This window comes from Mesorhizobium sp. UC74_2 (assembly GCF_042701485.1).
In the GTDB taxonomy this organism is placed as follows: Bacteria; Pseudomonadota; Alphaproteobacteria; order Rhizobiales; family Rhizobiaceae; genus Mesorhizobium.
In genome coordinates this window covers 5,047,710-5,072,749 of sequence record NZ_CP170562.1, presented here as the reverse complement: position 1 = coordinate 5,072,749, position 25,040 = coordinate 5,047,710, and the positions used below count along the sequence as shown (strand labels likewise).

The 25,040-nt window shown below is 63.5% G+C and carries 22 protein-coding genes; 13 read left to right on the top strand and 9 right to left on the bottom strand.

The window, feature by feature from the left end:
* Nucleotides 1-36: 36 nt before the first annotated feature.
* Complete coding sequence (locus ACFJIU_RS24665; RefSeq protein ID WP_379064392.1) at nt 37-1,893, bottom strand: diguanylate cyclase; 1,857 nt, start codon at nt 1,891-1,893, stop codon at nt 37-39.
* A 339-nt stretch (nt 1,894-2,232) separates the two neighbouring features.
* Between ACFJIU_RS24665 and ACFJIU_RS24660 the strand changes: the two genes are divergently transcribed.
* Complete coding sequence (locus ACFJIU_RS24660) at nt 2,233-3,702, top strand: MATE family efflux transporter (protein WP_379064390.1); 1,470 nt, start codon at nt 2,233-2,235, stop codon at nt 3,700-3,702.
* 3 nt (nt 3,703-3,705) lie between these two features.
* Here ACFJIU_RS24660 and ACFJIU_RS24655 read toward each other — a convergent pair whose 3' ends face one another.
* Entirely contained in the window at nt 3,706-4,407 is a 702-nt protein-coding gene (locus tag ACFJIU_RS24655) for a TetR/AcrR family transcriptional regulator (protein WP_379064388.1), read from the bottom strand.
* Nucleotides 4,408-4,589: 182 nt separating this feature from the next.
* Here ACFJIU_RS24655 and ACFJIU_RS24650 point away from each other — a divergent pair, with 182 nt between their 5' ends.
* Nucleotides 4,590-5,072 carry a RidA family protein gene (locus ACFJIU_RS24650; protein WP_379064386.1) on the top strand — a complete coding sequence of 161 codons (483 nt, stop codon included), beginning with the start codon at nt 4,590-4,592 and terminating at the stop codon, nt 5,070-5,072.
* A 118-nt stretch (nt 5,073-5,190) separates the two neighbouring features.
* The gene (gene chrA, locus ACFJIU_RS24645; protein WP_379064384.1) at nt 5,191-6,414 is read left to right on the top strand and encodes a chromate efflux transporter; all 1,224 of its coding nucleotides are present in this window, start codon (nt 5,191-5,193) and stop codon (nt 6,412-6,414) included.
* Here chrA and ACFJIU_RS24640 read toward each other — a convergent pair.
* Nucleotides 6,411-7,004 carry a dimethylsulfonioproprionate lyase family protein gene (locus tag ACFJIU_RS24640; RefSeq protein ID WP_379064382.1) on the bottom strand — a complete coding sequence of 198 codons (594 nt, stop codon included), beginning with the start codon at nt 7,002-7,004 and terminating at the stop codon, nt 6,411-6,413. The two genes, chrA and ACFJIU_RS24640, sit on opposite strands and share 4 nt — an antisense overlap.
* Nucleotides 7,005-7,102: 98 nt before the next feature.
* Complete coding sequence (locus tag ACFJIU_RS24635) at nt 7,103-8,008, bottom strand: LysR family transcriptional regulator (protein ID WP_379064380.1); 906 nt, start codon at nt 8,006-8,008, stop codon at nt 7,103-7,105.
* A 98-nt stretch (nt 8,009-8,106) separates the two neighbouring features.
* Here ACFJIU_RS24635 and ACFJIU_RS24630 point away from each other — a divergent pair, with 98 nt between their 5' ends.
* Genes ACFJIU_RS24630 through speB form a run of 3 tightly spaced genes read left to right on the top strand, consistent with a single transcriptional unit; the run spans nt 8,107 to nt 11,058 of the window.
* Nucleotides 8,107-9,732, top strand: coding sequence for a purine-cytosine permease family protein (locus tag ACFJIU_RS24630; protein ID WP_379064378.1), 1,626 nt, complete (start codon nt 8,107-8,109; stop codon nt 9,730-9,732).
* Nucleotides 9,671-10,060, top strand: coding sequence for a nuclear transport factor 2 family protein (locus ACFJIU_RS24625; protein WP_379064376.1), 390 nt, complete (start codon nt 9,671-9,673; stop codon nt 10,058-10,060). The genes ACFJIU_RS24630 and ACFJIU_RS24625 overlap by 62 nt, the downstream gene beginning before the upstream one ends.
* A 44-nt stretch (nt 10,061-10,104) precedes the next feature.
* Nucleotides 10,105-11,058, top strand: coding sequence for an agmatinase (gene speB, locus ACFJIU_RS24620; protein WP_379064374.1), 954 nt, complete (start codon nt 10,105-10,107; stop codon nt 11,056-11,058).
* 56 nt (nt 11,059-11,114) lie between these two features.
* On the opposite strand, the gene ACFJIU_RS24615 is transcribed toward speB, so the two are convergent.
* Nucleotides 11,115-12,704, bottom strand: coding sequence for a trimethylamine methyltransferase family protein (locus ACFJIU_RS24615; RefSeq protein WP_144377615.1), 1,590 nt, complete (start codon nt 12,702-12,704; stop codon nt 11,115-11,117).
* Nucleotides 12,705-12,956: 252 nt separating this feature from the next.
* On the opposite strand from ACFJIU_RS24615, the gene ACFJIU_RS24610 reads away from it, so the two are divergent.
* Nucleotides 12,957-14,051, top strand: coding sequence for a MerR family transcriptional regulator (locus ACFJIU_RS24610; RefSeq protein WP_379064373.1), 1,095 nt, complete (start codon nt 12,957-12,959; stop codon nt 14,049-14,051).
* A 580-nt stretch (nt 14,052-14,631) separates the two neighbouring features.
* Here ACFJIU_RS24610 and ACFJIU_RS24605 read toward each other — a convergent pair.
* Nucleotides 14,632-16,122: a PLP-dependent aminotransferase family protein gene (locus tag ACFJIU_RS24605; RefSeq protein ID WP_379064371.1), complete on the bottom strand. Its 1,491-nt coding sequence runs from the start codon at nt 16,120-16,122 to the stop codon at nt 14,632-14,634.
* A gap of 337 nt (nt 16,123-16,459) precedes the next feature.
* On the opposite strand from ACFJIU_RS24605, the gene pgi reads away from it, so the two are divergent.
* Both pgi and ACFJIU_RS24595 read left to right on the top strand, forming a co-directional pair.
* The gene (gene pgi, locus ACFJIU_RS24600; RefSeq protein ID WP_379064369.1) at nt 16,460-18,097 is read left to right on the top strand and encodes a glucose-6-phosphate isomerase; all 1,638 of its coding nucleotides are present in this window, start codon (nt 16,460-16,462) and stop codon (nt 18,095-18,097) included.
* 200 nt (nt 18,098-18,297) lie between these two features.
* Nucleotides 18,298-19,008 carry an HAD family hydrolase gene (locus tag ACFJIU_RS24595; RefSeq protein WP_379073207.1) on the top strand — a complete coding sequence of 237 codons (711 nt, stop codon included), beginning with the start codon at nt 18,298-18,300 and terminating at the stop codon, nt 19,006-19,008.
* 47 nt (nt 19,009-19,055) lie between these two features.
* Here ACFJIU_RS24595 and ACFJIU_RS24590 read toward each other — a convergent pair whose 3' ends face one another.
* Entirely contained in the window at nt 19,056-19,502 is a 447-nt protein-coding gene (locus ACFJIU_RS24590) for a hypothetical protein (RefSeq protein WP_379064367.1), read from the bottom strand.
* A gap of 109 nt (nt 19,503-19,611) precedes the next feature.
* Here ACFJIU_RS24590 and ACFJIU_RS24585 point away from each other — a divergent pair, with 109 nt between their 5' ends.
* The 3 genes from ACFJIU_RS24585 (at nt 19,612) to zwf (ending at nt 22,652) form a co-directional block, all read left to right on the top strand.
* A complete protein-coding gene (locus ACFJIU_RS24585) occupies nt 19,612-20,085 on the top strand; it encodes a VOC family protein (RefSeq protein WP_379064365.1) in 474 nt (157 codons plus the stop codon).
* A gap of 160 nt (nt 20,086-20,245) precedes the next feature.
* Nucleotides 20,246-21,253: a phosphogluconate dehydrogenase (NAD(+)-dependent, decarboxylating) gene (gene gnd, locus ACFJIU_RS24580; RefSeq protein WP_379064363.1), complete on the top strand. Its 1,008-nt coding sequence runs from the start codon at nt 20,246-20,248 to the stop codon at nt 21,251-21,253.
* A 13-nt stretch (nt 21,254-21,266) separates the two neighbouring features.
* On the top strand, nt 21,267-22,652 hold the full coding sequence (gene zwf / locus ACFJIU_RS24575; RefSeq protein WP_379064361.1) for a glucose-6-phosphate dehydrogenase: 1,386 nt from the start codon (nt 21,267-21,269) through the stop codon (nt 22,650-22,652).
* 259 nt (nt 22,653-22,911) lie between these two features.
* Here the strand turns inward: zwf and ACFJIU_RS24570 are convergent, their stop codons facing one another.
* On the bottom strand, nt 22,912-23,586 hold the full coding sequence (locus ACFJIU_RS24570; protein WP_379064359.1) for a class I SAM-dependent methyltransferase: 675 nt from the start codon (nt 23,584-23,586) through the stop codon (nt 22,912-22,914).
* A complete protein-coding gene (locus ACFJIU_RS24565) occupies nt 23,580-24,494 on the bottom strand; it encodes a hypothetical protein (RefSeq protein WP_379064357.1) in 915 nt (304 codons plus the stop codon). The genes ACFJIU_RS24570 and ACFJIU_RS24565 overlap by 7 nt, the downstream gene beginning before the upstream one ends.
* Before the next feature lie 287 nt (nt 24,495-24,781).
* Here ACFJIU_RS24565 and ACFJIU_RS24560 point away from each other — a divergent pair, with 287 nt between their 5' ends.
* The gene (locus ACFJIU_RS24560; protein ID WP_379064355.1) at nt 24,782-25,021 is read left to right on the top strand and encodes a cytoplasmic protein; all 240 of its coding nucleotides are present in this window, start codon (nt 24,782-24,784) and stop codon (nt 25,019-25,021) included.
* The last annotated feature ends 19 nt before the right edge of the window (nt 25,022-25,040 follow it).

Genomic DNA, 25,040 nt, shown 5'->3' with positions numbered 1-25,040 from the left:
TTGCATAGGTGCGTTTCCGTGAAGAATGGAAACGCTCTAGACGCGCCGCTTGTTCAGCTCGACAAGGTTCGCCTCGATGATGAGGCTGCGCAGGTTGCTGGCCACCACCCGGTTCCGCCCCTGGCGTTTGGCCTGGTAGAGGGCCGCATCGGCGGCCTCGAACAGCGAGCCGTCATCATCGGCGAAAGCGGGGCGGACGGTCGCGCAGCCGACGCTCACCGACACGATGCCATATTCGCTGGCATCATGGCGTATATTGAGGTCGCGCACCGCCGCGCAGATATCCTCGCCGACCTTCAGGGCGCCGGGCGTGTCGGTTCCCGGCAACAGCACGACGAATTCCTCGCCGCCGTAGCGTGCACAGAAGTCGTCCGGCCGTTTCAGCACCTTGCGGATGGCGGCCCCCACCTCTCGCAGGCACTTGTCGCCCTTTGCATGGCCATAGACGTCGTTGTAGGCCTTGAAGAAATCGATATCGATGACGTGGAGCGTGAGAAAGTCGCTGTGCCGTGCGGCCAGACGCCATTTCAGGCGGCTTTGCTCGTTGAGCTGGCGGCGGTTGGGCAGCCCGGTCAGAACGTCGACGGTTGCCATCTTTTCCAGTTGCTGTTCGCGCAGCACGCGGGCCGTCACGTCCCGCGTCGAGCCGACGACGTAGCGCGGCCCGTCCTTGGCGGTAGCGGTCGACAGGCGTGCGCGGTTTTCGAACCACAGTTCGGTTCCGCCGGCATCGAAGGCCCTGAACAGATAGTCGACATCCTCTTCGCCGCCGCGCACCCGTTGCAACGCGGCGTCTATGGTGCCCAGATCTTCCGGATGTATGTGGTCGCGCCAGTCGAAATCGTCGAGCGCGCCCTCGGCAAAACCCAGTACCCGCGCGGCGATCGGCGAGATGAAGACGATGCGCCCTTCGAGATCGCAGACGAAGGCCATGTCGCCGGATTGGCGGGCGACCATTTCGTAGATGTCGCGATCGGCCTGGGCCATGCGCTGCAGCTGTTCGCGCTCGTGCAGCAGCGCGGCGATCATGACGACGACGATGAAGGTGAGCACCAGGAACACGCGGCAAAGCAGCAGCGCATGATGGACATCGGCTGCGCCCTGGCTGGCGCGCGCCACGTGCAAATTGTCTATGGCGTAGAATGGACCTTGTCCCGCTCCGGTCAGGAGCACCGCGATCGGAACCAGCAGCGCCATGGCGACGGAAAGCCCGATGAATCCGACACGGAACAGGATGATGATCAGCGGCGGCAGGATCAGGAACAGCGGCAGCACGGATTCCTGCGTGAAGATCAGTGCGGCGAACACACCGAATCCCGCGATCAGGGCGATAGCTTCCGGCAGTTTGCCGCTGCGGTAGAGATCGCGCCATTGCTTTGGGCGGGCACGCAGCACTGGCGGCGTCAGCACCAGATAGGCCAGCGCGACGTTGGAATAGACATTGAACCAGTATTGCGCCGAACTGTATCCCGCCGGCGGGATGCGCACGGCGGCAAAAACGGTGGCGCAGAAGAGCGGCAATGCCACCACGGTGACGAAACCGGCCGTTGCCCAGGCTCCGAGCTGGTCGGAACGGCCCTCGACCCAGTCACGGTCGCGCGAAAGGATGGCAGCACCCACCGTGGCGGCGAGGATCGACGTCGCGGTGCTGACCAATGCAAACAGGCTGGTCAGTTCCGAGGCCGAGCCGATCGCCAGCGCCCGCACGATCAGCAGCATCGGAAACGCGGTGATCAGGTAGGCCGGCCATTGCCGTCGGGGCGTCAGAAGCAGGATTGCCAGCAGCAGGGCATAGGTGAGCTGCAGGGCAACCATGCCTTCGATGCGGAACAGCGAATTCGACAGGTAGTTGGCGAGGCCCAGCAAGGCGGTCCAGAACAGGAACCGTGCCATGGTTCCCGCTTTCCGACCGGAGCCAAGTATTTGTATTTGTTGCATTAGCCGCGCGTGATCGAATGCACCCCCTGCCCAGCTTCTATGTAGCCCGCCGTCTTTAAGAATGGGATGCCGTGCGAGGCCGCATTTTAATCAAATTCAATGAAAGGCCGATCGACTTCTTGAGCATCTGCAGGTCTGAGCTTTGGCCCGACATCAGTCGTCCGGTCGGGAATCAGTCAATATTACCCGGGTAATATTGACGTTGCCCGGAAGCTGGTGCATAGGCCTGCTGTTTCAACAGCGGCAGTATTTTCGCTACAGTCCCCGGGACGGCGGAATCAGGAACGATTGGCCATGAATGACAAGACAGCACCTCGCCGTCCGCGTGACCTCACCAGCGGTCCGATCGCCTCGACACTGCTGATGTTCGCGCTGCCGGTGCTCGGCTCCAATGTGCTGCAATCGCTCAACGGCTCGATCAACTCGGTCTGGGTCGGCCGCTTCCTTGGCGAAACCGCGCTGGCAGCGACCTCCAATGCCAATCTTGTGCTTTTCCTTCTGCTCGGCACCATGTTCGGCATCGGCATGGCGGCCACCATCCTGGTGGCGCAGTCCGTCGGCGCCCGCGACATGGCGGAGGCGCGGCGCATCGTCGGCACCAGCGCGACATTCTTCTTCCTGGTCTCGCTGGTCTTTGCGCTCGGCGGCTGGCTGTGGGTGGACCAGATACTCGGGCTGCTCGGCACGCCTGCCGATGTGATGCCGCTGGCACGCGCCTATCTGGTCATCATCTTTGCGGCGGTACCGGCAGCCAACCTGCTTTCCTTTGTCATGACCATCCTACGTGGCGCCGGCGATTCCCGCACGCCGTTCTATTTCATGGCGCTCGCCGTGCTGCTCGACATCGTGCTCAATCCGCTGCTCATCATCGGCTATGGCCCGATCCCGGGTTTCGGCATCGCTGGTTCCGCGCTCGCCACGCTGATCGGCCAGACGGTGAGCGTGGCCGCGATCCTGATCCTGCTCTACCGGCGCAAGCATCCGCTGCGGCTGGCCGGGGCCGATCTCGCCTTGCTGAAGCCCGATCCCAGGCTGCTGCGCATCGTTGTCACCAAGGGCATCCCGATGGGGCTGCAGATGATCGTCATCTCGATGGCGGCGCTGGTGCTGATGGGCATGGTCAATGGTTACGGCTCGCAGGTGGCCGCCGCCTACGGAATTGCCGCGCAGCTCTGGACTTATGTCCAGATGCCGGCTCTGGCGATCGGCGCCGCCGTGTCGTCGATGGCGGCGCAGAATGTCGGCGCTCGCCGCTGGGATCGTATCGGGCGTATCGCCGCCGCCGGTGTCGGCTTCAACCTGCTGCTCACCGGCACGCTGGTGCTGGTGCTTTATGTCTTCGACCGTTCCCTGCTCGGCCTGTTCCTGGCCGCCGACGGTGCCGCGGTCGACATCGCCCAGCACATCAACAATGTCGCCTCCTGGTCGTTCATCCTGTTCGGCGTCACCATCGTGCTGTTCGCCACCGTTCGTGCCACCGGCGCGGTGATGCCGCCGCTGATCATTCTCGTCATCTCGGTGCTGTTCATCCGTACCGGCTTTGCCTATGCGCTGCGTGACACGCTCGGGCAGGAAGCCTTGTGGTGGAGTTTCCCGGCTGGCTCGATCGCTTCGCTGGCATTGGCGGCTGCCTACTACCGTTTCGGCAGATGGCGGACCATGCACATGATCGAGGAGGAGCGCCCTGCTGCCGGCGAGCCGCCGGACACCGGCCTCGGCGTGCCACGTGGACGCGCCGGCCTGGCGCCGCAAGGAGAGAGCTGAGGCCTATCGCTTCGCGACAGCGTTTTTCGGGACGAAACCATCGAGCAGGAAGTCGAGGCCGTTCCTGAACACCCCGTCCCAGTCATTGTCCAGCAACAGCCGCGAGCGTTCGATCGTCGGATAATGTTCGTTGAGACCGGCGAGGCGCTGCTGCGCGGCAGCCAGGTCGTCTTCCGAGCGGTCGAAGCTTGCCCGGGTGATGGTGGCACCCATCACGCAGTTCCATAGCGACCAGACCGCGACATTCAGGTCGGCGTCCGCGACGCCGGCTCCCGACAGCGTCCTGCTCATCAGTTCCAGGCGGCCGAGGATGTTCGGGCCGAGCGTGCGGCTCGGCAGCAGCGATGCCGACCAGGGGTGGCGCAGCATGCTGGCGCGCCAGTCTTCGAGCAGATGCACGATGTTCTTGCGCCAGTCATGCGCTTCTGCGTGTTGCGGCGGCTCGCGATATGCGAGCACGGCATCGAGCGCCAGATCGAACACCTTCTCCTTGTTGTCGACGTGCCAGTAGAGGCTCATCACGCCCGAGCCGAGGCGATCGGCCAGCCCGCGCATCGTCAATCCGGCAGCGCCCCTGTCGTCCAGCAATTCGATCGCCGTCGCCACGATGCGCTCCAGCGAAAGGGGCGGTTCGCCGCGCGGTGCAGGTTCCGGTTTTTTCCGTTGCGGCCGCTTGTTCTGGGCGCCGCTGCGTCTGGCTGCCATGCGTCGTTTTTTCCTTGCCGGTCTGGCCGCGAGTTTGGCAGGCGGCGTCAGCATTGTCGATGTCGGGCGCTTGACTCGTACATTGTACCAGACGATGAATCGTATATCGTACGAGTCGATTGTCGGCCAGCATCGATCGCGCTGCCCGCAACGTCCGTCGCTCACAACCCGCGGAGCCAATCATGTCACGCGTTATCAACCATCTGCTTATCGGAGGCCTTTTCATCATGACCACGGCAGTTTCCACTGCGGCGACGGCGAATGATCTCAAACTGACCATCGTCAATCCGAAACCCCTCTACGATCCCTCGCCGAACGGCTACAGCACGGCGGTCATCACGCCTGCCGGAGCCCGGCTGGCTTATATTTCAGGGCAGGGCGGCCAGGACGCCACGGGTGGCCTCTCGCCCGATTTCGCCGTTCAGGTCCGGCAGGCTTATGCCAATCTGAAGGCGGCCCTGGACGGGATCGGCGCCCGGCCGGATCAGGTCGCCAAGCTCACGATCTTCGTTGTCGATCACGACATGTCCAAGCTCGGCGTGCTCACCCAGAACGTCAAGGAAATGTTCGGCGAGAGGCTGCCGGCGCAGACACTGGTGCCGGTCCCCAAGCTTGCGATTGATCCGATGCTGTTCGAAGTCGAGGCCATTGTTGTGCTGGAATGATGGAGCGTTGGGACAGCGTTCCCTTCTCCCTCAAGGGGAGAAGGCTTGGCGACGCTCCCCGCCCTTGCTCCTTCACGGCAAGCCGCTAGGATCGCCGCCGCACACGGGGGCGAGGCGCATGGTGGCGGCGGAAAATGATGAGGCGTCCGGATCGCGCGTCGCCGAGGTATTCCGCGCCTTTCTGCACCTTGGCCTGACCTCCTTCGGCGGGCCGATCGCCCATCTCGGCTATTTCCGCGACGCCTTCGTGGTGCGTCGCAAATGGATCGACGAGGCCGGCTATGCCGATCTCGTTGCGCTTTGCCAGTTCCTGCCGGGGCCAGCTTCCAGCCAGGTCGGCTTTTCGCTCGGCGTGCTGCGCGGCGGCGGGCTCGCCGGCGGGCTTGCGGCCTGGATCGGTTTCACGCTGCCTTCGGCGGCACTGCTGATCGCCTTTGCCTTTGGTGCCGCAGCCCTCGACAACCCTGTCGGCGAAGGCATCCTGCACGGGCTGAAGCTGGTGGCGGTGGCCGTGGTCGCTCAGGCGCTGTGGGGCATGGCGCGCACGCTGACGCCTGATCGCCAGCGTATTGCCATCGGGCTCGCCGCGCTCATCTTTGCCAGCATCGTCGGCGGCTGGCTTGGACAAGTGGGTGCCATTGCCGCCGGCGCGGTCGCCGGACTTTTTCTCTGTCGAGGCGAAGCCAGTCCGGCGTCGGCGCATCCGGTTTTCCCGGTCAGCCGCCGGGCCGGCATTGTGGCGCTTGTCCTGTTCGCGGTTCTGCTGGTCGCCCCACCTGTACTCCTTGCCTGGACCGGCAGCCATGTGCTGGCTTTCTTCGACGCCTTCTACCGTTCGGGCGCGCTGGTATTCGGTGGCGGACACGTCGTCTTGCCGCTGCTGGAAAACGCGGTCGCCGCGCCCGGCTGGGTGCCGCTGCAGGATTTCCTTGCCGGTTACGGTGCGGCGCAGGCCGTGCCCGGCCCGCTTTTCACCTTTGCCGCCTATCTTGGCGCCGTTTCCGGCGTCGTGCCCAACGGCCTGCTTGGCGCATCGCTGGCGCTGATCGCGATCTTCCTGCCGGGCCTTCTGCTCGTTTATGGCGCGCTGCCGTTCTGGGATCATCTGCGCGCCCTGCCCAGGGCGCAGGCTGCCATGCGCGGCACCAACGCCGCCGTGGTCGGCATCCTGGCCGCGGCCTTCTACGATCCGGTGCTGACCAGTGCCATCGTCCAGCCAACGGATGCCGTGTTCGGTCTCGGCGGCTTCCTGCTGCTGGTCTTTGCCAGGATGCCGCCCTGGGTGGTGGTGATCTTGCTGGCCGCGGCGGGAGCGGCGATGCAAGCTCTATTTGCCGGCTAAGGCAATGGCAGGCACCATATCGCAAACAGCGGCTGGTCGCCCGAGCGCATGGCGTGGACGATGTTGGCGGGGTTGTGGATGAGGCCGCCGATGCCTGGCTCCACCCATGGATCGTCATCCTGCCGCCAGTGCCCCCTGGACAGGGCGATATAGACTTCCTCCGGCGGATGGCGGTGGTTTGGATAGTCAGTGTTCGGGCTCAGGATCGAGGCGCCGATCTCGACCCTTGCGCTGGAGATGGCGCCGCCGTCGCCGACGATCGTCGCCTCGGCGTAGTTTTCGGCAAGCGTGTCGGAGATGCGTCGCTCGGCGCGGCTGCTCCAGGCCAGCAGCGGTTCGATTGCCTGGAACGAGGCGGCCAGCTTGCGAAGTCCGGCATTCTCGAGATTGCGATAGCTCGCCTCGAGGTGGATGCAGGCCGGCCGTCGGGCCGGCTCGGTCGTCCCGGTCTCGAAATCGCTGCGAGGAATGCTGTCTGCAACGCGTCGCCAGCCAAGCGCCAGAGGTGTGTCGCCGGTCGCTTTCGGTGCGATCGCTGCTGCGAGATCGTTGAGGAAGGTGGCCAGGTTCTCCTGGTGTGATGTTGCCATGGTGCTGCTCCGGCGTTGCCGCCACACTGTTCCACGACTGCCTGGGCGGAGGCAACGGTGCGCAGGATATCTCGAGCACGCGGCGTCGCTCAGCTCCGTCACGCCTGCCGTAGCGCCTGCGACGACAGATCCTCGATGAAGGCGCTCACCACCGGATCGGCCTTGTAATCGCGACGCAGCGCAAGGTGGAAATCGACGCCGTAGGACAGCGTATCGGGATTGAGCGGTGCGAGGTCTCCCGCCGTGCAATAGGGTTCGGCGAAATGATCCGGCAGGTAGCCGAGATGTTCGCCGGACAGGATGAGGATGAGATTGGCTTCCATGTTGTCGGCCGACGCGGTCATGCGTGAATTCGGCGGCAACTGCGGCGCCGTGGGCACCGGATAACGCCGCGACGCCCAGCTTTGACCGGACAGCTGCTCCATGGTGCAGGTGCCGCTGTCCGCAAACAACGCATGGCCGCGCCCGCAATAGGCGACCTGGCGTTCGGAAAACAGGTGCCGGTATTCCAGCACCGGCACGCGGCGCCAGAAGTAGCCGATCGCCGCATGCAGCTGGCCATTTTCCAGCAGGTCCTCGATGAGGTCCGGCGAGTTGATCGTCACATTGATCTGGACAGCCTCGTCGCGCCTGCGGAACCGCGAGATCGCCCGGCTGAGCAGGGCGTTCTGCGCCGCCGGCGCGTTGCCGATCAGGCCGAGATTGAGGATGCCCACCAGTTCGCGGTCGATGTTGCGTGCCTCGATGTTCAGCTCGCCGAGCAGGTTGAGATAACGCCGGGCCACATGCAGGAAGCGCTCTCCCTTCGGCGTCAGCCGGAAGCCCTTGCGACCGCGCTCGCACAGCCGGTAGCCGAGCCGCATCTCGAGGTCGGCGATATGGCTGCTGATCGTCGGCTGGCGCATGTTGAGTGCATGCTGCGCCGCCGAAAGCCCGCCGGCATTGACCACCGCGAAGAAGATGCGGGTCAGCCTCAGGTCCAGGTCGGTGGAGATTCCGGTCATTACATAGGCTCCTGTCTATTAATGCATACCGAAATCAGGATTGAAAACCAATGCAAGCTGCCTCCCAAATGGCGACGAGGAGAATAGAGGGGGAGACTATGAATACGGCTTACGAGGCGGCTGCGCCGCTGGCCGCGGCACCTGCCGCCATGAAGATCGAAACCCACGGCATCGATATCATTCCCGACCATGAGCGGCACGCCACGGTGTTCGACTTCATGCGCATCGAATGGGGCGGCGCGAACTCGCTGGCGACGGCGGTGCTCGGCTCGTTTCCGATCATCTTCGGCCTTTCCTTCTGGCAAGGCGTCGCCGCCTGCATCACCGGCGTGGTCATCGGCGGCCTGATCCTGGCGCCGATGGCGATCTTCGGCGCCATGAACGGCACCAACAATGCCGTTTCCTCCAGCGCCCATTTCGGCGTCGTCGGGCGCATCGTCGGCTCGTTCCTCGCCTTGCTCACCGCGATCTGCTTCTTCGCGATCAGCGTCTGGTCCAGCGGCGACGCGCTTGTGGGAACCTTGCACCGGCTTTTCGGCGCGGCCGAAAGCGAATGGCTCTACGGTCTGGCCTATGGCCTGTTCGCGGGGGCGATCCTGCTGGTCTGCATCTATGGCTTCCAGCTGATGCTGGTGGTGAACCGGATCGCGGTCGTGGTGGTGACCGGCCTGATGATCATCGGGCTGATCGCCTTCTGGCCGCAGTTCGACCAGAGCTTCGCCGGCGCCGGGCTCGCCGTTGGCGGCGAGGGCTTCTGGCCGGCCTTCATCGGTTCGACGCTGATCGTCCTGTCGAACCCGATCTCGTTCGGCGCCTTTCTCGGCGACTGGACCCGCTACGTTCCGCGCCAGACCAGCAAGTTCAGGCTGATGGGCGCGGCCTTCCTGGCGCAGGTCCTGACCTTGCTGCCTTTCCTGTTCGGCCTGATCACCGCGACGGTGGTTGCCGCCGCCGCTCCCGACTACATCACCAACGCGAATTATACCGGCGGGCTCATCGCCGTGGCTCCGGCATGGTTCCTGCTGCCGCTGCTCTGCCTTGCCCTGGTCAGCGGCATGTCGACCGGCACCACCTCGCTCTACGGCACGGGCCTCGATTTCTCGAGCGTTTTCCCGGCGCTCAGCCGGGTGCAGGCAACCTTGCTGATCGGCATCATTTCGATCGTGCTGATCTTTGTCGGCCGCTTCAGCTTCAGCCTGATTTCCTCCATCACCACGCTGGTGACGCTGATCATCGTCATGACCACGCCGTGGATGTCGGTGATGATCGTCGGTGCCTTCCTGCGGCGCGGCTATTATCTTCCCGAGCACATGCAGGTGTTCAACCAGGGCAAGACCGGCGGCGCCTACTGGTTCCGCAACGGCTGGAACATCGCCGGCATTACCGCCTGGATCCCGACCGCGCTGCTGGCGCTGGCGACGGTCAACATTCCCGGCCAGTTCGTCGGCTGGCTCGGCAACCTGTTCGGCGGTGTCGATGTCTCGCTGATCGTGGCACTGGTGCTGCCGGCGATCATCTATCCGGCGCTGCTGTTCGTTTTCCCGGAGCCGCGCGCCGTCTACGGCCCCGAAAGGCCCGCGCCTCGTTCCCGTGTCGGACGAAGCAATCGCGCCGATCACTTGAGCGACAATCACAGGCGACCGGAGAATGAAGGAGTTGTCGATGGATCAGGATGCGGTTACTGCCGCGGCGGACCGTCTGGTGGCCGCGTTCGGGCGGCATGACACCGAAGCCTATTTCGCGGCCTTCGCGCCGGACGCCACCTTCATCTTCCACAATCATCCGGTGGTGCTCGCCAGCCGCGAGGATTATCGCCTCTTGTGGAAGGACTGGGAGACTTCGCTCGGCTTCAAGGTTCTCGACTGCAAATCGTCCGGACGCGACATCAAAGTTTTCGGCGACATGGCGATCTTCACGCACCAGGTCGAAACCCGGGCGATGTTTGAAGGGCAAGCCGTCACCAGCCACGAGCGGGAAACCATCGTTTTCAGGAAGGACGGCGGCCAATGGCTCGCCGTCCATGAACATCTCTCGACATTGCCGGTCGCCTGAGGTTTTTCTCCCACCCACTCCCAACAGCACAAGCAGGCCTCATAGTGACCAGACCCTTCAATCAGCCGCTTGGCGGCAACGAGATGCCGCGGTTCGGCGGCCCGGCGACGATGATGCGCCTGCCGACGCAGCAGGATGCGGCGGGTCTGGATGCCTGCTTCGTCGGCGTGCCGCTCGACGTCGGCACGTCGAACCGTGCCGGCACCCGCTTCGGACCCCGGCAGATCCGGGCCGAATCCTGCATGGTCAGGCCCTACAACATGGCGACGCGCGCCGCGCCCTTCGACAGCCTGATGGTGGCCGACATCGGCGACGTGCCGATCGACACCTTCAACCTGCCGGCCTGCATGGACATCATCACCCGCCACTATGCCGGGATCATGGAAGCTGGCTGCATTCCGCTGACGCTGGGCGGTGACCACACGCTGACCTATCCGATCCTGCGCGCGATCGCCGAGAAGCACGGCCCGGTCGGGCTGATCCATGTCGACGCGCACGCCGACATCAACGACCACATGTTCGGCGAGGCGATCGCGCATGGGACGCCGTTCCGCCGTTCGGTCGAAGCGGGCGTGCTCGACACGCGCCGCTGCGTCCAGATCGGCCTGCGCGGCACCGGCTATGCGGCTGACGACTTCGACTGGCCGCGCCAGCAGGGCTTCCGTGTCGTCCAGGCCGAGGAGTGCTGGCACAAGTCGCTGTCGCCGCTGATGCAGGAGGTGCGGCAGCAGATCGGCGACGGCCCGGTCTACATCTCCTTCGACATCGACAGCCTCGATCCTGCCTATGCGCCCGGCACCGGAACGCCGGAGATCGGCGGGCTGACCACCATCCAGGCACTTGAGATCATCCGCGGCTGCGCCGGGCTCAACATCGTCGGCTGCGACCTCGTCGAGGTCAGCCCGCCCTACGACACGTCAGGCAACACCGCGCTCGTCGCGGCCAATCTGCTGTTCGAAATGCTTTGTGTCCTGCCGGGTGTCCTGACGCGGGAGTAGTGACTAAGCGACACGGCGCCCCTTCTCCCCTTCTGGGAGAAGGAAACGGCCGCGTCTCAGCCGCCCATGCCGGAACGGGGCAGGTGGATGATGCCGTCGAAGCGTTGCCGCAGCCGATCATCGATGGCGCGCGGCACGTGATGTGGGAAGCGCTCGGCAAGGATGCGTTTCTTTTCGGCGATGGCGCGCTGCAGGATGTCGGGCTTGCCCTTTTCGTTCCATTCCTTGGGCGAGAAGCGGTCGCCGATGGCCGGGTAGAAGTATTCCGTCTGCATCAGCTTCAGCGTCTGGTCATTGCCGAGATAATGACCGGGGCCGTTGAGGCAGACTTCGGTGATGGTGTCGATCGACAGCGCTTCGTCGCTGACTTCGATGCCGCGCACGCAGCGCAGGCACTGGCCGATCATGTCGTTGTCGATGATCAGGCTTTCCAGGCAGAAGCCGAGCAGGGAAGCATGCATGCCGGCGGATTCATAGACGAGGTTGAGGCCCGACAGGCCTGCCATCACGTCGGTGATGCCCTTTTCGAAGCCGGACTGGATGTCGGGCAGTTTGGAATCGGCCATGCCGGCGGCCGATCCGCCCGGCAGGTCGTAGAACTGCGCCATCTGCGCGCAGGCCGCCGTCAGCAGCGCCTGCTCGGCGGAGCCCCCGGACATCGCGCCGGTGCGCAGGTCCGAGACGAAGGGCCAGGTGCCGAAAATCGCCGGGTGGCCAGGCTTGAGCGCATTGACATAGACCAGCCCAGCCAGCACTTCGGCCACCGCCTGCACCACTGCGCCGGCGATCGCCGCCGGTGCGGTCGCGCCGGCCTGGCCGGCGGAAAGCAGCAGGATCGGGATGCCGCCCTCGACACAGGCCTCCAGCACGCCGCAGGCATCCTCGGCGAACTTCATCGGCGGCACGACGAAACAGTTGGAGTTGGAAACGAAGGGCCGGGCGCGGAAGTTCTCCTCGCCGCCGGCGATGGCGTAGAGCATTTCCAGCGCCGGCTTCACGTTCTCGCGCACCGTGAACGAGGTGCCGACATGTTTGGAGGTTCCCATCACGCAGGCGTAGAGCGTGTTGAAATCCATCTCGAGTGGATCGGGGATGTCGCGCGGCACCATCGGCCGCTGGAAGAAGTGGATGTTGTCCAGTCCATCGACGATGCGGGCGGCATCGTAGATGTCCTGCAGCAGGCTCTCGCGGTATTCGCGCTTCTCGACATCGACCAGGTGCACGGCGGCGCCCGCCGTGCCGTAATGCACGCGCTTGCCCTGGATCAGCATGTCGTGCTTCGGGTCCTGGCCATGCAGCGTGAAGTTGCGCGCCGCATTGCGGATGGTGTCGAGCACCAGCGCTCGCGGAAAGCGGATGCGGCCATCCTCGCTGTAGCTGGCCCCGACCCTGGTCAGAGCTTCGATGCATGAGGGAATGGCATTGGCGAAGCCGACCGTTTCCAGCAGCGTCAGCACTGCCTCATGGATGCGCTCCAGGTCGTTCTGGGCCAATGGACCGTAACGCCCACCTTCCAGTCCGGCTCTCACTGGCCTAATGTCGTCAGCCAGCGGTGCCGCGCGCATGGCCCGTCGCGCTTCGCGCCCGCCGGATCGTCGAGACCCGCCATTGCCTTGCAAATCCTGCTTTTCCGCCGTCATAGACATGGAAAACCTCCGCTTTTTGTCCCGAAGCCTTGCATGTGGTGGTTGGTCCACCATCAGCGAGCTTCTTCCCCTTGTTTCGGGGAACTATGCCAATCGCATTGGCACAGCATATGAGCCAAACCTGCCCGGCCAGTGGACCAGTCATGGAGGCGCGCCAGCCGGCTTTTGCCCTGTCATAATCTGTCGCCGTCTCCAAAATAAGGCTTGAGCCGGACCTATGGTCATAGCTTACAGCGGTCTTCAGGAGCTCTCATGGACAAGCCGGCAAGAGACATCGCCGAGACCGAATGGCTGACTGCCGCCGAATGCGCTGGCCGCATCGGGCTGACGGTGAGGGCACTCAGGCTGTACGAACGTTATGGCCTCATTGCACCGCGCCGTACCGACAAGGACTGGCGGCTTTACGGGGCCGCCGATGTTGCCCGCCTCACCGAGGTTCTGGCGCTGAAGCGGCTGGGGCTCAGCCTGTCGGCCATCGCCGGCCTGCTGGCGGGCAAGGCAACCGACCTGGAGCGCCTGTTCGTCATGCAGCAGGCGGTGCTGCGTGAGACGCGTGAGCGGGCCGAGCAGGGCCTGATCATCGTCGAGGCGCTGCGAGCCAAGCTTGCGGGAGGCGAGCGTGTTTCCATCGACGATCTCGTCAGATTGGCAAAGGAGACCCAGATGACCGACATTTCTTCGGACGCAATTGCCTGGCGCAGCTACGAGCAGGCACGGCCGCGCACCGCGGTCGAGATCGATCCTGCTCTCTATGCCGACTATGCCGGCCACTATCAGTTGCAGGACGGGCCGGATCTGGCCGTAGTCCATCGCGACGGGCATCTCTTCATCCAGGTGACCGGCCAGCCCGAGGTGGAAGCCTTTCCCGAGAGCGGCGACGCCTTCTTCCTCAAGCTGGTCCCGGCCCAGATCACCTTCCTGCGCTCTGTGACGGGGACGGTCGACCGGCTGGTGCTGCACCAGGGCGGACTGGATCTTCCCGCGCAACGCATCGACGAGAGCGTCAGCCATGAGATCAGGGCGGCGCTGGACAGGCGTATCCGCGACAGGATTCCGCTGCCGGGCAGTGAAGCGCTGCTGCGTGCCACCATCAGCGATCATATGCGTGGGGAGCCCGATTACGAGCGGATGAGCCCGGCATTGGCGGCAGCGGCGCGCGCCCAGAAGGACGTGATCGCCAAGGACCTGGCGCGTCTCGGTGCCTTGCTCGGCGTGACATTCCGCGGTGTCAGCCAGGAGGGCTGGGACGTCTATGACGTGCAGTTCGAGCATGGTCAGGTGGAATGGAGCTTCGCCCTGACGTCCGCGGGCAAGTTCGGCGGCATGCTCCTGCGACCGAGGCCCTAGAGCATTTTGTAGCCAAGTGGAATCACTTGGCGTAGCAAAAATGCAACGAAAACAAAAACTTAGAGCGTTTCCGTGAAAAACGGAAACGCTCTAGACAAAGAGCGGGCGCCTCGTCCGGTCGCCATCGCGACAATCAACGAATGCATTGAAGGAAACCGGCCCAATGGTCCTCGGCTGGACTATACGTGTTCGCGCGCAATCACGCCGTTGGGCGACAATCTTGCCGATCGTCGCCGGATCTGGCCTTTCTCTGGCCCAATCCGACCGGAGCCGGGGTGACCGCTCCACGGCTGGATGTCTGGGCAGACTGCTGGCGTGGACTGGCGTTCTGGTTACCGTCGCGCTGCTGACAGCCGGCGTCTGGTGGCTGCTGCCATCGTGGCTACCTGTGTCCTTTGCCTTGCGTCTGCATTGAAACCTGGCGACGACTGTCGCCCCTGGCTGAACAGTTGAGGAATTGCCGTCGCCGCCAACCGATCGATGCGGGTCTTGCGCCGGCTAATTCGTCCTTGGCTCCTTGTCCAAAAAGAAAGCCGCCCGGTGCTGGACCGGGCGGAGGTGAGCCGTCGGGAGGATGCGGCTAAGCGGCTGCCGGTCGCCGGCCCGCTGCGGTAGCGAGCTCTCGGATGCCGGGTTCGATATGTTGCAGCGAGATGGACGATATGCCCAGTCGCATGAAACGCGACGGTTTGTCGGCGCGGTCGAAGAAGCGGTCGCCCGGTTCGATGATCACGCTGCGGCTGGCCGCTGCGGCGGCAAGATCGCGCGAGTCGCTGCCGCGCGGTCCTTCCAGCCACAACGAGGTGCCGCCGGCCGAGTCGGTGGCGCGCCAGTCCGGCAGGAACGCCGAGATCGCATGCACCAGCCGTTTGCGCCGTTCGTCGAAGGCCGTCGACAGGCGCCGCACCAGCGCCTCGTGATGGCCGAGCGACAGGAACAGGGCGACGGCACGCTGGTTGTTGGCCGGCGGATGGCGCAGCATGAAACGACGCAGCGCGCGCAGCTCTGCGATCAGGCCGGCAGAGGCCACGATGTAGCCGAGGCGCAGGCCAGGTGCCAGCGTCTTCGACATCGAGCCGACATAGACGACGCGGCCGGACCGGTCGATGCTCTTCAGTGCCTGCTGCGGTGCCTCGTCCAGCAGCTGGCTGTCGTAGCCGTCCTCGATGATGATCTGGTTGTTGCGGTTGGCACGGGCCAGCAGGTCCTGGCGGCGCTCCTGCGACAGCGGCACCATCGTCGGGCACTGGTGACTCGGCGTCACGAACACGAAGCCGGAATCGGCAGGGATCGCAGAGGTGACGATGCCGGACTGGTCGACCGGGATCGGCTGGATGTCGGCGCCGGCCAACCGGAAGATCGAGCGGGCATCCGGATAGCCGGGGTCTTCCATCGCCACCTTGGAACCCTTGGTCATCAGCAGCGTGGCCAGCATGTAGAGCGCGTTCTGCGCCCCCAGCGTCACGATGATCTCGTCCGGATTGGCGAAGATGCCGCGCCGCGGCAAAAGCCGCGCCTGGATCTGCTCGATCAGCAGCGGGTCGTCGCGATCGACCATGTCGGAGGCCCAGTTGCGGATCTCCAGCACGGCCAGCGCCATGCGGTTGCATTCGCGCCATTCGGCGGTCGGGAACAGTGCCGGGTCGAACTGGCCGTATACGAATGGATATGACGACTTGATCCAGTTGTCGTGCTTGTTCGGTGGCGGCATGTCGCTGGCGGCGATCTGGCGCAGCTTCTTCCAGTCGATCTCGTTGGCCTGTTCCGGTGCCTTCTGCGGCCGTGCCGGCGTTGCCAGGACCTCAGGGTTCACGAAGTGGCCGCGCCGTTCGCGCGCCACCAGGAAGCCCTGGTCGACGAGTTGCTGGAAGGCGAGCACCACCGTGCCGCGCGCGACGCCGAGCTTTTCGGCCAGGATGCGGCAGGAGGGAAGCGGCATGGACGCGGCGATCTGACGGTCGAGAATCGCTGCCACGATCGCCTGGCGGATCTGCGCCTGCAGGGTCTGGCCGGACTCGGCCGAAATCCTGAACAGGCCCGACCATATCGCTGTGTCGTTACGCTGTGGCATATTCGGGCGCTCCTCGTTGGTCAGTCTTTTTTGTTTTGTGGACCATTGGACTGTATGATTGGTCCAAGGGTTTGCGCCAATCAATTTTTCTGATCGCTGGGATTTATGCCAGTGATCCTTCATTCCCGCCGGTGAACACCTAAAAGTAGAAATTACCCGCTCTGGTTGGCGCCATGGCATGTTTGCGCAGACCCGTTTCATGCCGACGCAAAATGTGCGCGAACGCCGACTTGAACCGATTGAAACTCCGCTAGATAACTTCGGTGCAAACCTCTCGCTTGCTGCATCTGCTCTGCTAGACTGCCGCCGAACAGCCCATCATCCTCCGGAGATCGCCGTGGACCGCACCGCTTTCGACAAACAGCTCGCCGCCCTGCGCGCCCATCGCGCGGCAACACCGATGAACATGCGCGAGGCCTTTGCCGCCGATCCGGACCGCTTCAGGCACTTTTCGGCGCTCGACGGCGACATGCTGCTCGATTGGTCCAAATGCGCGGTCGACGAAGAGACGATGAAACTGCTCGAAGGCCTGGCCAGGGACGCCGACCTCGAAGGCCGGCGCGCGGCGATGTTTTCGGGCAAGCACATCAACATCACCGAGGATCGTGCCGTGCTGCACACGGCGCTCCGCAACCTTGACGGCAAGGGCCTCACCATCGACGGCCAGGACGTGCAGAAGGATGTCCGTTCGGTCCTCGACGCCATGAGCGTCTTTGCCGATGCTATCCGCTCCGGCAAGGCGACCGGTTACACCGGCCAGAAAATCACCGACGTCGTCAACATCGGCATCGGTGGCTCGGATCTCGGCCCGGTCATGGCGACGCTGGCGCTTGCCCCCTATCACGACGGGCCGCGCACGCATTACGTCTCCAACATCGACGGCGCCCATATGCACGACACGCTGAAGGGCCTGTCGCCGGAAACGACGCTGATCATCGTCGCCTCCAAGACCTTTACGACCGTCGAGACGATGACCAACGCCGAGACGGCGCGCAAATGGGTCGAGGCCAAGCTCGGCAAGGAAGCCGTCGGCAAGCATTTCGCCGCCGTCTCCACCGCGCTCGACCTGGTTGCCAAATTTGGCATCGAGAAAGATCGCGTCTTCGGTTTCTGGGATTGGGTCGGCGGCCGTTATTCGGTCTGGGGCGCCATCGGCCTGCCGGTGATGATTGCCGTGGGTCCCGCAAATTTCCGCGCCTTCCTGGCCGGCGCGCATGACATGGACGAACACTTCCAGTCGGCGCCTCTGAACAGGAACCTGCCGGTTCTGCTCGGCCTGGTTGGCTTCTGGCATCGCGTTGTCTGTGGGTATCCGGCCCGCGCCGTCATTCCCTACGACCAGCGCCTGTCGCGCCTGCCGGCCTATCTGCAGCAGCTCGACATGGAATCGAACGGCAAGAGCGTCATGCTGGATGGAGAAAAGGCAGTGACGCTGACCGGCCCGCTGGTGTGGGGCGAGCCCGGCACCAACGGCCAGCACGCCTTCTTCCAGCTGTTGCACCAGGGTACCGACATCATCCCGGTCGAGTTCATCGCCGCCGCTGTTGGCCACGAGCCGGACCTGAAGCACCATCACGACCTGCTGCTCGCCAATGTCGTGGCGCAGTCGGAAGCGCTGATGAAAGGCCGCACCCTGGAGGAAGCGCGCGCGCAGATGCTGGCCAAGGGCATGAAACCCGAGCAGGTCGACAGAATCGCGCCGCATCGCGTCTTTTCCGGTAACCGGCCTTCGCTCACCATCCTCTACCGCAAGCTCGACCCGCGCACCTTCGGCCGGCTGATCGCGCTCTACGAACACCGCGTCTTCGTCGAAGGCACGCTCTACGACATCAATTCCTTCGACCAATGGGGCGTCGAACTCGGCAAGGAACTGGCCACCAGCCTGCTGCCTGTCGTTGAAGGCAAGGAGAATGCCGCCAGCAGAGATGCCTCGACGGCGGGGCTGGTGGAGCATATCCACCGGCTAGCGTCCTGATTCTGAAATCCGTCACCGCTTGATAAAGGTCGCCATTCCGGCGGCCTTTGTTTATTTAGGCGGTGAACGAATAGCAGAATCGCCGGGACCCCGGCAGGTTGAGGTTCCAGCGTCGTCCGTTCCTTCGTTTCGCCCACGTGCAATTCCAGGAAGCGGGAGAACGGCGAAATGACGACACCAGGCAGACGGGAGTGAAGGGTTTGGCGGGCATCAAGGGCATCCTTTTCGACAAGGACGGAACACTGATCGACTTCCACGCCACCTGGGCGGGCGTGGCCGATCGCATGGCGCTGGAAGCCGCCAATGGCGACCGCGCCAGGGCTGACGATCTGCTGGCCAAGGCCGGCTACGATGCGGAAACAAAAGGCTTCAAGCCGGACTCCGTCTTCGCCGCCGGCACAAATGCCGACATCATCGCGCTATGGTTCCCCGAACTGTCGGCGGCCGAGCAGCGTGACGCGCTGGATCATTTCAACGCGATCAGCACCGAACAGGGTTCGGCGCTCGCCGTGCCGCTACCCGGCATTGCCGAGTCGCTTGCAGCGCTGCACGCGAAATCCTACCGGCTCGGCGTTGCCACCAACGATTCCACCGCCGGCTGCGAGCGCACGCTGTCGGCCATCGGCATGGCGCAGCTGTTCGACGCCGCCTATGGCTACGATGCGGTCGCCAACCCGAAACCTGCGCCCGACGCGGTGATCGCCTTCTGCGACCTCACCGGCCTGAAGCCCTCCGAAGTCGCCATGGTCGGCGACAACCGGCACGACCTCGACATGGCCCGCGCCGGCGGCTGCGGCCTGGCGGTCGGCGTGCTGTCGGGTACAGGCACGCGCGAGTCCCTTGCACCGCTGGCCGATGTGGTGCTGGCCTCCGTCGCGGACTTGCCGGCGTTCCTGGCTGGAAGAGGGTGAGCGGTCTGTTCTCTGCCTGACGACCCGGCGTCCCCTATCTCCTCACGCTAGGAAGGAGATTTGAAGACCCTTGCGAGTTTACCGGCAAGGCGGTGCAGCAACCGCCAGAGAAAAGGTTTCGGCGTGTCACGCCAAGTATGCCGTGTGATTTGGTGAAAATCAGCGCCCATTGATTCAAAGGTCGGTCTGTCCGCTGGGTCTGTTGACAAATGGGCTGCTTGAATGATCGCCAATCGGCGGCGGCGGAAAGCCAAATCGATTGGAATCGAGCCTAAGAGGCTAATTGCAAGACTTATAAGAAATGGGAATGCGCTCCCGTTCTCAGTGAACCAAATGAGCGCGGTGTAGGTGAGTGGAATGGCGAAGGGAATGGCCACCACAACCATAAGAAAATGTAGGCGCCGGATCGCCTCCGTTTGTTCTTGATTGAGAAGGCGTGTCCCGTCCGCCATCGAGTACCGCAACAAAGGGAGGCCGTCCTTTCTTTCGGGCATTTATGTGCGGCCTTTGTTGTTTTTTCCCGGTTGGTGCGTTCTGAACAACAGAACATGGAAGAGTAAATATACCGCAAGGAATAAGATTAAACTCTCTTCTAAAACGAGTTTGACGATGCACGATCCCTTCCAGCATGCCACCCTTGGCATCGGCGTGTTCTACCGTGATCCGTGGGCAGCGCTCGAATGGCTGGAGCGTGCCTTCGGCTTCCGGCGCAGCATGCTGGTCACGGAACCATCCGGGCGGTTGGTGCATTCCGAGATGCGTTTCGCCGACGCCTATATCGTCGTCGACCACGAATGGTCTGACGATGTTGCCAGCCCCGTATCGGTTGGCGGCAGGAATACCCAGCTTGTCTACCTGAAGCTGCAGAGCGGACTTGACGAGCATTGTGAACGGGCGCGCCTCGCCGGCGCCGAGATCGTGCAGGAGCCTGCCGATCAGTTCTATGGCGAGCGCACCTATCGGGTGCGCGATCCGGAAGGCCATGTCTGGACCTTCGCCGAAACCGTCGGGCATGTCCCGCGCGATGACGCGGAACGACTGAGCGGCTGCCGGATCGAGGGCTGGCACCGGGAATAGCCAGGCTATCGCCTTTTGTTCGCCACTTCCTTTGAAACAGCCTTCACATTCCTCTGGCTTGATGGCCCCGGATCGGAGATGGTCGGCGTCTCGGTTGCGTCGGCAGGTGCCGGCGAGCAGGGCGATCGGGCAGGTCAATGTCAGCAAGCAGGATGGAAACATGCAGATCGGAATGATGGGACTGGGCAGGATGGGCGCCAACATGGTCAGGCGCCTGCAGCGCGACGGCCACGAATGCGTCGTCTACGACATCAATCCGGCCAGCGTCGACGCGCTGGTCAAGGAAGGCGCGACCGGCGCCGGGTCGCTGGAAGACTTCATCGGCAAGCTGGCCAAGCCGCGCGCCGTCTGGCTCATGCTGCCCGCCGCCATCACCGGCAAGGTCGCCGACCAGGTGGCCGCCCTCCTCGACAAGGGCGATATCATCATCGACGGCGGTAACTCCAACTATCGCGACGCGGTCGATCTCGGCGCCCGCTATGCCGAAAAAGGCCTGGCCTTCGTCGATGTCGGCACCAGCGGTGGCGTCTGGGGCCTGGAGCGCGGCTACTGCCTGATGATCGGCGGCCCCGACGCCGCGGTGAAACATCTCGATCCGATCTTCGCTTCGCTGGCGCCAGGTGCAGACAATGGTGCGACGCCTGACACGGCCGCCGGCACTGCCCCCTTCGGTTACCTGCATTGCGGCCCGAGCGGCGCCGGTCACTTCGTCAAGATGGTGCACAACGGCATCGAATATGGCGTCATGGCTGCCTATGCCGAGGGCGTGAACATCCTCAAGGCCGCGAATTCCGGCAAGGCCAAGCGCAGCGCCGATGCCGAGACGACGCCGCTGTCCGAGCCGCAATATTACCAGTTCGACATCGACCTGCCGGCGGTCACCGAAGTGTGGCGCCATGGTTCGGTCATCGGCTCCTGGCTGCTCGATCTCACCGCCGGCGCGCTCAAGGCCGATCCCGCACTGGCCGGCTACGGCGGCCGCGTCTCGGATTCCGGCGAAGGCCGCTGGACGCTGAAGGCCGCCATCGACACCGGCGTGCCGGCGCCGGTGCTATCGGCAGCGCTGTTCGATCGCTTCTCCTCGCAGGGCGAGTCGGCCTTTGCCGACAAGCTGCTGTCCGCCATGCGTTATGCCTTCGGCGGCCATCTCGAAAAGCCGAAAGCCTGAGGGGGTAAGGATCATGGCAGCAGCGGCTGAAACCCGATCGGACGTGCTTGTGCTGTTCGGCGCCACCGGCGACCTGGCGCACAAGAAGATCTTTCCGGCGCTCTATTCGATGGTCGAACGCGACCACCTGAAGGAGCCGATCATCGGCATTGCCTATGACGACTGGACGGTGGAGAAACTGGCCGAGCGCGCCCATGACGGCATCAAGGCGGCCCTCGGCAAGGTGGACGAGAAAGTGTTCGCCAGGCTGGTCGGGCTGTTGCGCTACGTCAGCGGCGATTATCGCAACCAGGCAACCTTCGACAAGCTGAAGGAAGAGCTGAACGGCTTCCGCCACCCGCTCTACTATCTGGCCGTGCCGCCTTCCATGTTCGAGCCGGTGGTTCAGGGGCTGGAGCAGTCGGGCGGCGCCGTCGGCGCCAGGCTGATGGTGGAAAAGCCGTTCGGGCGCGACCTGCAGTCGGCACGCTGGCTGAACCGGGTGCTGCACATCGTCTTCGACGAGAACTCGATCTTCCGCATCGACCATTATCTCGGCAAGGAAGCGATCCAGAACCTGCTCTATTTCCGCTTCGCCAATTCCTTCCTGGAGCCGATCTGGAACCGCAACTATGTCGAGAGCGTGCAGATCACCATGGCGGAGAATTTCGGCGTGCAGGGGCGCGGCAAGTTCTACGACGAGGTCGGCTGCATCCGCGACGTCATCGAGAACCACCTGCTCAACATCATGCTGCTTCTGGCCATGGAGCCTCCATCGGGCCGCTCGGCGGAGGATCTGATCGATGAGAAGGTGCAGGTGCTGAAGGCCGTGCGCACGCTGACCAAGGACGACGTGGTGCGCGGACAGTTCGCCGGCTATCTGCAGGAGCCGGGCGTCGCGCCGGGCTCGACCGTCGAGACTTTCGCCGCGGTGCGTTTCTTCGTCGACACCTGGCGCTGGCAGGATGTGCCGTTCTTCATCCGCGCCGGCAAGAACCTGCCGGTGCGCGCCACCGAGGTGGTGGTCCGCCTGAAACGTCCGCCGCTCGATGTCTTCGACACGATCGCGCCGGACGAAGCCAACTATGTCCGTTTCCGCATCAACCCGGAAATATCCATCAGCATCGGCGCCCGCCGCAAGCAGGCCGGCGACGAGATGGTCGGCGAGCAGGTCGAGCTTTCGGCCGTGGACGATTCCGCCGGTGACATGGAGCCGTATGAGCGCCTGATCGGCGATGCCATGAACGGCGACGTGCGCCTGTTCACCCGTCAGGATGCATCAGAAGCTGCCTGGCGCATCGTCGGTCCGATACTCGACGACAAGAGCCAGCCGGCGATCTACGAGCCGGGCACCTGGGGGCCTGCCGAAACCATGGCCAAATTCGGACCGCCGAACGGCTGGGTCGACCCGGCAAAATAGCGCCCGAGAAACAGAGCACAGAAAAAAGCCGGGACGACTGGCGCCCCGGCCGAAGCAGAGGCTGAAAAGCCTCTTGGGAGGGAAGAACACAACCGGTGGTACGGGAGGAATCACCGGATGATTATTTCAGCTTGCAGCAAGATTCCTGCTCACGCGAAGCATGGGATTCTGTTTTTAAGACAATCCACGCAAAAATTGGCGCTATTCTTCCGAGCAATCGCAGGTGGCGTGGAAAGTGAGTCCCTTCGCCTGGGTTGAATTAGCTTTCCCGAATGAAAGCAAAGACGGTTGCCGGGGTCGCCGCACCCGCCGCGCCAAAGTCGGTCACATGGTATTCGGCGATGGTCTTGAGCCGCCTGCGCGGCAAGTGCGTGCGCCCGGGATCGCCGACCAGGACCGTAATGCCCGCGGCAAGACAGCGGTCGAGGAATGTCGTGACGCGGCGCGCGAGCCGGCGTTCGTAGAACAGGTCGCCGACCAGCAGTACGTCGACACTTGGCGGCTCTTCGGTTGTAAGGTCGGCCAGCAAAGTCTCCACGGTCACATCGTTTAGGACGGCATTGAGGCGCGTCGCGGCGATCGCATGCGCGTCGATGTCCGCTGCCATCACCTTGCCGGCGCCGGCCTTGGCCGCGGCGATGGCGACGAGGCCGGAGCCGGTACCGAGATCGAGCACGGTGCGCCCCTGTACGGTTTCGGGACGGTCGAGCAGATGGCGTGCCAGCACCGCGCCGCCGGCCCATTGATAGGCCCAGTAGGGCGAGAGCCTGCTGCGCTGTTCGACGACGCGGCGCAAATTGCTGCCCGCATGCGCGCCATGCAGCCGGATTTCGGGAATGCCCGGAACAGGCGCGACCGGCAGGTTGGCGGCGATGAAGGCCGCGATCTCGCCAGCCGTGTCGACGGCAGGCTCGATCCGGCTGCGTTCTACCATTCCCGCCATTCGCTTGTGACGTCTTCGCCCTCGGCCAGATTGAAACCTGTTGTCCTGACGACGTCGTCGATCAGGTCGCCAAGTTCGTCGCGCTCCAGGGTTTCGATCATCCCGCTTTGCGTATTGATCTGATTTAGCCCGAGAACGAGATGCTTGACCGCCGCGTAGATGGCCGCTGCATCAGCTTTACCGGTTGCGTCCTTGACCCTGTCGATGAAGGTGTTGAGCAACGCGTCGGCTTTTGCGATATCGGCTTCGTTGAAAAGATCGTCGCCGTCATCCATTGCCTCCCGCCAGCGAGGCGTGGGAATTCTGGCCCGGAGCGCTTCGATCTTTTCGACGTTGCCTGGGATGATTTCATACTTGTCCAGAGAGGCACGGCGGCGCTCTGCGCGAAGCGTGTTTCGATCGGCTTGCTGAAGGTAAACCGCCATCAGCCGATGTTCACCGTCGTATTTGGCGATGACGTGCAGACGATCGACGGCATACCAGAACACGAAACGTTCCGCCGAATAGTCGGGTAATGTCGCACTTTTCTCCTCGCGAAACGGCAGCACGTCCAGCTTCTTGGCCACGATGTCGGTGCTGTCGCCAAATGCCAGCCGCAGGGGCAGTATCGATGTGTAGGCTCGCTGCTGGTTATTGATGGTATCAGGTCCGGTAAAGGACAGCTGGGTGACAATCATCTCCTCGTCGTCTGGAAGGTTTCTTGATCGGATTTCCTCGTACTGCGAGAGGTAAACGCGAAGAGGGTCAGACCGCAGGTTGAACCCGCTATTCGGTCCACCAAAACTACCGATCTCGGTGTATTTGCGAAAATCGGTTGGGTCCAACAGTTCATGATCGGCCAGATAAGACGCCACCACCGGGTCGGCGATGCTGCGGCCAAGCATGTCGGTGTGCTTCATTGTTTTCCCCTGTTCGGGCATTCAGGCAATTAAGCTTCGCGGTCGATCGTCGCCCGGCAGACCATACATCAATCGAGGGCATGGCGAGTGCCGACCTTGCCTCGGAGAAGCGAACAAAGCGGCGTCATGTCCATTCCCGGCGGCAGTATTCCCGTTGGGGTGGTTGTGTGAGATGCAGACTTGGGTCCTCTCTGGACCCGTCGCCGCAATTCGATTAGATGACTAGCTGATAATCAGGCATTGCGCTGACGCCGCGCTCTCCCGCCATGGATGTGCCGGACCACGCGTTGAAGGAAGCTCATGAGCATTCCTCCTATCATTGGGGCGAACTCTATCATAGCGCTGTCTGCGGCTGCTTTTATTGCTGCGAGACGTTCGATTTCAATGAGATCGAAGACTGGACTGACAAAGGCGTCACCGCGCTTTGCCCTGAATGCGGGATAGACGCGGTCATCGGTGAGGCGTCGGGTTTTCCTGTCGACGATATCGGGTTTCTCCAGGCCATGAACCGTTACTGGTTCAGCTAGTTCGCCACAGAGAGAGACG